The sequence below is a fragment of the Streptomyces sp. RKAG290 genome, from assembly GCF_023701695.1.
In the GTDB taxonomy this organism is placed as follows: domain Bacteria; phylum Actinomycetota; class Actinomycetes; order Streptomycetales; family Streptomycetaceae; genus Streptomyces.
In genome coordinates, this window is the sequence record NZ_JAJOZC010000020.1 from 1 (window position 1) to 4,561 (window position 4,561).

General features: G+C 69.0%; 7 protein-coding genes. 4 read left to right on the forward strand and 3 right to left on the reverse strand.

The window, feature by feature from the left end:
• Window positions 1–139: 139 nt before the first annotated feature.
• The gene (locus LNW71_RS35810; RefSeq protein WP_250972374.1) at window positions 140–832 is read right to left on the reverse strand and encodes a TetR/AcrR family transcriptional regulator; all 693 of its coding nucleotides are present in this window, start codon (window positions 830–832) and stop codon (window positions 140–142) included.
• Window positions 833–947: 115 nt separating this feature from the next.
• On the opposite strand from LNW71_RS35810, the gene LNW71_RS35815 reads away from it, so the two are divergent.
• A complete protein-coding gene (locus LNW71_RS35815; RefSeq protein ID WP_250972375.1) occupies window positions 948–1,640 on the forward strand; it encodes a hypothetical protein in 693 nt (230 codons plus the stop codon).
• A 546-nt stretch (window positions 1,641–2,186) separates the two neighbouring features.
• On the opposite strand, the gene LNW71_RS35820 is transcribed toward LNW71_RS35815, so the two are convergent.
• A complete protein-coding gene (locus LNW71_RS35820; RefSeq protein WP_250972376.1) occupies window positions 2,187–2,849 on the reverse strand; it encodes a TetR family transcriptional regulator in 663 nt (220 codons plus the stop codon).
• Between the two features lie 273 nt (window positions 2,850–3,122).
• On the opposite strand from LNW71_RS35820, the gene LNW71_RS35825 reads away from it, so the two are divergent.
• From LNW71_RS35825 to LNW71_RS35835, 3 genes are all read left to right on the forward strand, one after another.
• Window positions 3,123–3,542: a hypothetical protein gene (locus LNW71_RS35825; protein WP_250972377.1), complete on the forward strand. Its 420-nt coding sequence runs from the start codon at window positions 3,123–3,125 to the stop codon at window positions 3,540–3,542.
• A gap of 136 nt (window positions 3,543–3,678) precedes the next feature.
• Window positions 3,679–3,831: a hypothetical protein gene (locus LNW71_RS35830; RefSeq protein ID WP_250972378.1), complete on the forward strand. Its 153-nt coding sequence runs from the start codon at window positions 3,679–3,681 to the stop codon at window positions 3,829–3,831.
• Complete coding sequence (locus LNW71_RS35835; RefSeq protein WP_250972379.1) at window positions 3,828–4,403, forward strand: MFS transporter; 576 nt, start codon at window positions 3,828–3,830, stop codon at window positions 4,401–4,403. The genes LNW71_RS35830 and LNW71_RS35835 overlap by 4 nt, the downstream gene beginning before the upstream one ends.
• Here the strand turns inward: LNW71_RS35835 and LNW71_RS35840 are convergent.
• Window positions 4,378–4,561, reverse strand: a 184-nt coding sequence (locus LNW71_RS35840; RefSeq protein WP_250972380.1) for a hypothetical protein, incomplete at its 5' end; no start/stop codon positions are given. The genes LNW71_RS35835 and LNW71_RS35840 overlap by 26 nt on opposite strands.

Consider the following 4,561-nt stretch of genomic DNA (forward strand, 5'->3'; position numbering starts at 1 on the left):
GACCACGTGCAGGCGACCGAGTTCTGGAACACGACGTCCGTCATCGTGTCGTAGGCCGAGCCCTTGGCGCAGAGCGCGTCGTCTGCGGCGTGGGCGAATCCTTGGTCGCCGAGCCGGAGTAGTTCGATGCAGCGACTCCTCACGACTCGCCCGGACCGGCAAACCCTCTTGCACTCGGTCGCGCCTCAGGAACGGTCGGCGCCGCCGCGGTCAGGAGTGAAGAGGTAGGCGATCGCCATGTCGCTGAGTTCGTCGGCGTACCGGCGCAGGGCCGCCTCGCCGGTGACGGGATCGGGGCGTACGGAGTTGTGGAAGCAGGCGCCGAGGACGGCGCGGGCCACGGTGTCCAGTGCCGCCTGCGGGTCGGAGCGCCGGATGTGGGCGGCATAGGGGGCTGCCGCTTCGAGCAGGCGGCCGTGGATTTCGGTGATGGTGCGGGCGCCGCGGTCCAGTGACGCACTCCCCGCAGACGAAGCAGCTCGGGGAAGAGGTTGTTGTCGGCGAAGGACTCCAGCAGGGCAAGCGCGTAGGCGTCCATGACACCGGGGAGCGACGGATCGGCCGCACACAGTCGCTCGGCGACGTATTCCTCGCGGCGTTCCAGCATCCGCTCGGTGAGGGCGGTGATCAGCTGTTCCTTGTCGTCGAAGCGGCGGTAGATCGTGCCGACCGAGACGCCGGCGCGCTCCGCGACGCCGCTGATCGTCATGCCCTCCAGACCGGACGAGGCGGCGATCTCCTCGGCCGCCTGCAGTACGCGCGCCAGCGTCGCGGCGCTGCGCGCCTGCCGGGGCTCTCGGTAGCGCAGCGGGCGGTCGGGTTCCTCGGTCATGCCACGCATCGTATCGGCGGCGGTCTCAGCAGGCCCTTTTGACAGAACGAGCCCCTCTCCGGGTAACCTCTAACGTGAACATGAATTCACATTCACATTCTACGGAGGTTCGAGCATGACCGACAACCAGACTCCGGCACCCGTGACCGTGGAGCTCACGTCAGGGCCAGCCGGTGGGAGCATCGACGACTTCGAGCTGTTCTACGCCCGGCGCGCCCTGGACCGCTTCAGGACGCGGCTGGGACGCCAGGGCCTGCTCGACCTCCTGGCCGATGACATAGAGGAAGGCAACGCCTTCCTGCGCGAGTGCGCCCGTACCTCCGACGGCAGCTTCAAGGCCGGCACGACTGTCCTCACGACCCAGGGCCTCACCTCGGGCGAGTTCCTGGCCTGGATGGACAAGGCGTTCGCGGGCGACGAGAACGCACTCCTCGCGGCGCACCCCGAGCACTACGTGATGGGCACCGACTCCATCGGCGCGCGCGTGGTCGAGAACATCGGCCCCCACGTCTGCTCGTTCTACATGGGCGGCTGGGGAACCGAGGCACTGGCCTGGGCGACGGACGCGGACGAGCTCCTCCCGGAGTCCGGGTTTCCGCGCAAGATGTCCTCGAACCTGTTCCTGACCGACGGCACCGTCGTCGGGCGGGCGCTGATCCAGTTCGGTGACACCGCCGACGGCTTCACGTCGAACCTGACGGTGTACTTCCCCACCACGTGCCCGGACGAGATCCTGGAGCACCACCTCCGGCACTACGCCGTCGAGTTCAGGAACTGGATCGTCGCGGCAGCGGCCGCCCAGGCCTGAGAAAGGGCTCGTAGGCGCGCGCGGCCACGGTGGCGAGGGACCGGCCGGCTCGATGGTCCGGCCGCCCACGCCACCGGGAGCTTCTTCACACACAGGTCATGGGCCAGATCGCCTTCCCTCATCAAACCGCCCTGCCGGCCCGAGCTACAGGACAGCACCGACGGGCGGCGGGATGGCGGGATCACGGCCGCAGAGGACGTCGACGACGCACGCCAGGGCATCCAGTCCGTCGAGAACGCCATGACGGTGCACTCGCACCGGAGGAGCGCCTGGGGCCGTTGAACCTCACCCAGATCTCGGCGGCCGGCGCGATGTCACCCTGCGCCCCTACGGCCAGGACGGCGTAAGGGTCACCAGCGCAGAGCGACAGGCCAACGACGCCCTGCTGAGGGCGGCCGAGCGCTTCCGCCGGCAGATCTCCACGGGACGAATCGGCTGAGGCCTGCCCGAAGCCCGGTGCAGATCAGGTGAGTCAGAGGTCGGAGAGGAGAGGGAACCGGCAGCCGGCGCGGCGCCCGGGGAAGGCCGAGCGCGACGCGGACGACATCACTTCGCCGACGGCAAGGGCGCACCGGCGGTGGAGATCGCCCGGTACAGCCGGTCGAGGTAGGTACGCACCCGCTCCGCCATGTCGACGGAGTCCGGCGCGAGTGCCCACTGGAGCTGATGGCCGTCCATGACGGCGAGGACTTCGCGGGCCGTCGCCATGCAGTCGGTGCCCGGGAGGAGCTCGCCCGAGTCCACCGCGCCCCGAAGGGTTGCGGACAGCCGGGCGTTGACCGCCTCGTAACGGCGCGCGAAGAAGGCGTGCGCGGGGTGCGCGGGGTCGGAGGACTCGCCGACCAGGACGTTGAACATCCGGGTGCGGCCCGGCCGGCGGCTGTTGTACTCGACCAGGTCCGTCATGCGCAGGAAGCAGTCCGCGGCGGAGTCGAACCCCGAGGAGAAGAACTGCTCGACGTCGTGCTCCTCGCTCCGCTCCAGTACGGACACGAGCAAGTCCTCCTTGCTGCGGAAATGGTGCAGCAGACCGCCCTGGGTGACGCCGACGTCCTTCGCGATCCGGGCCAGGGAGGAGGCGTGGAACCCCCACTTCGCGAAGTGCTCGACGGCCACGTCCAGGATGCGTCTGCGGCGCTCGTCACCGACGGCATAGGGGCCGCGCGCCTTGGTGCCGCGCCGCGGTTGGGGGCTGTTCGTCCGGTCCATGCTGATCACCGTAGCCATGCACGGCAGATCACTCACCGGCATGTGACCTGGATCACTTTTCCAAAACCTACTACCTACTCGGGTTTCGTGATTGCCTGTGCTCGCTTACCCGGCGGGGGAATCGAACCCGCCGCCGCGGCTTGTGTCGACGATGCGCAGGGTCCTCCCCCACGTGCGTGTCCCTGGACAACATCAGTCGGCCTCACCGCCCCGCCTCCCTCGCCACCTCTGCCCGTCCGGCGGCAAGAGCCGCTGCCACTGAGGAGCCCGGACATGAGCCGTTCCGAATCCGAGACGCACCACAGAGCCGCGGGAGAACCCGCAGAATCGTCCGGCGGGGAGCCGGCGACGCCACGCGCCTCAGGGGCGTTGGGCAGACTGCTGTCACTGCTGGCCGTCGGTCACACGGCGATGTTCATGGTCTACATGGGCGTCGGCCAGGTGCTGCTGCCCGTGCAGGTCGAGGCGCTGGATCCGGCGAGCAAGGTCGCCGATCTCGGCCTGGTGTCCGGCGTCGCCGCCGTGTTCGCGACCCTTTTCAACCCGCTCGCCGGACTGTTGTCCGACCGCTCCCGACGCCGCAACCCCTGGATCCTCGGTGGCGGAATCTCCGCGCTGGGAGCACTCGCGCTCCTCGGCGCGGTGCGCAGCATCGTGCTGGTCACCATCGGCTGGTGTCTGGTCCAGCGATGATGAACGTCTACCAGGCCGCCATCACCGCCATGGTGCCCGATCGGGTGCCGATCGAGCGCCGCGGCCTCGCCTCCGCCATGGTCGGCATCGGGACCCCGGTCGCTCGATCATCGGCGTCACCGTCGCGTCGGCCTTCGTGCCGGACGACGTGCGGACCGGTTACCTGCTCCTCGGCGCGGTCATCGCCGTCGTGGCCGTGCTGTTCACGGCCCTGATGCGGGAACAGAAGCTGCCCGTGGCCACGCCGGTGCCCTGGGGCGCCAGCTCGCGGCATTCGGCTCCGCCATGAAGGCGGGCGACTTCCGATGGGCGTTCATCGGCAGGTTCCTGATGATGCTCGGCTACTTCGCCGTCGTCCTCTACCAGTTGTACATACTCCAGGACCTCATCGATCTCCCCGACGGGCTCTCGCCGGCAGGTGCCGTGGCGGTCATCTCTCCGCTGGGCTCGGTCTGCATGCTGCTGTCGACGGTGGCAGGCGGTGTGCTCTCGGACCGCATCGGCCGTCGCAAGCCGTTCATCGCGGTCTCCTGCGTGTTCACCGCGATCGGCATGATGATCCCGGTCGTCAGCCCCACCTGGGCGGGCATGCTCGTCTTCGCTGTGCTGACGGGTCTGTCCTTCGGTTGTTTCATGGCGGTGGACACCGCTCTCGTCACCCTTGTGCTGCCCAGCGCCGACGACGCGGCCCGCGACATGGGGGTCCTGAACATCGCCAACGCGGGGCCCCAGATCATCGCCCCGTTCGTGGCCTCGGTGGTCGTCTCCTCGCTCGGCGGCTACACCGCGCTGTTCGTCACCGGGGCCGTGATCACGGTCCTGGGTGCCCTCGCCGTCACCCCGATCCGCAGCGTCCGCTGACACCGCCGGCAACCGGGCCCGCCCGTACCCCACTTCCAGGAGAAGCCATGTCCCGTACCCCCGCAACGAAGGTCATCCGTACCAGGACCCTGCCCGCCCGGTGGACGAGCGCGTCGCCGACCTCCTCGCCAGAATGACCCTGCAGGAGAAGGCCGGAC

Coding starts and splice junctions, on each gene's coding strand:
- LNW71_RS35820 (WP_250972376.1), bottom strand. CDS start 2,849: ATGGACCGGACGAACAGCCCCCAACCGCGGCGCGGCACCAAGGCGCGC.
- LNW71_RS35815 (WP_250972375.1), top strand. CDS start 948: ATGACCGACAACCAGACTCCGGCACCCGTGACCGTGGAGCTCACGTCA.
- LNW71_RS35810 (WP_250972374.1), bottom strand. CDS start 832: ATGACCGAGGAACCCGACCGCCCGCTGCGCTACCGAGAGCCCCGGCAG.
- LNW71_RS35835 (WP_250972379.1), top strand. CDS start 3,828: ATGAAGGCGGGCGACTTCCGATGGGCGTTCATCGGCAGGTTCCTGATG.
- LNW71_RS35825 (WP_250972377.1), top strand. CDS start 3,123: ATGAGCCGTTCCGAATCCGAGACGCACCACAGAGCCGCGGGAGAACCC.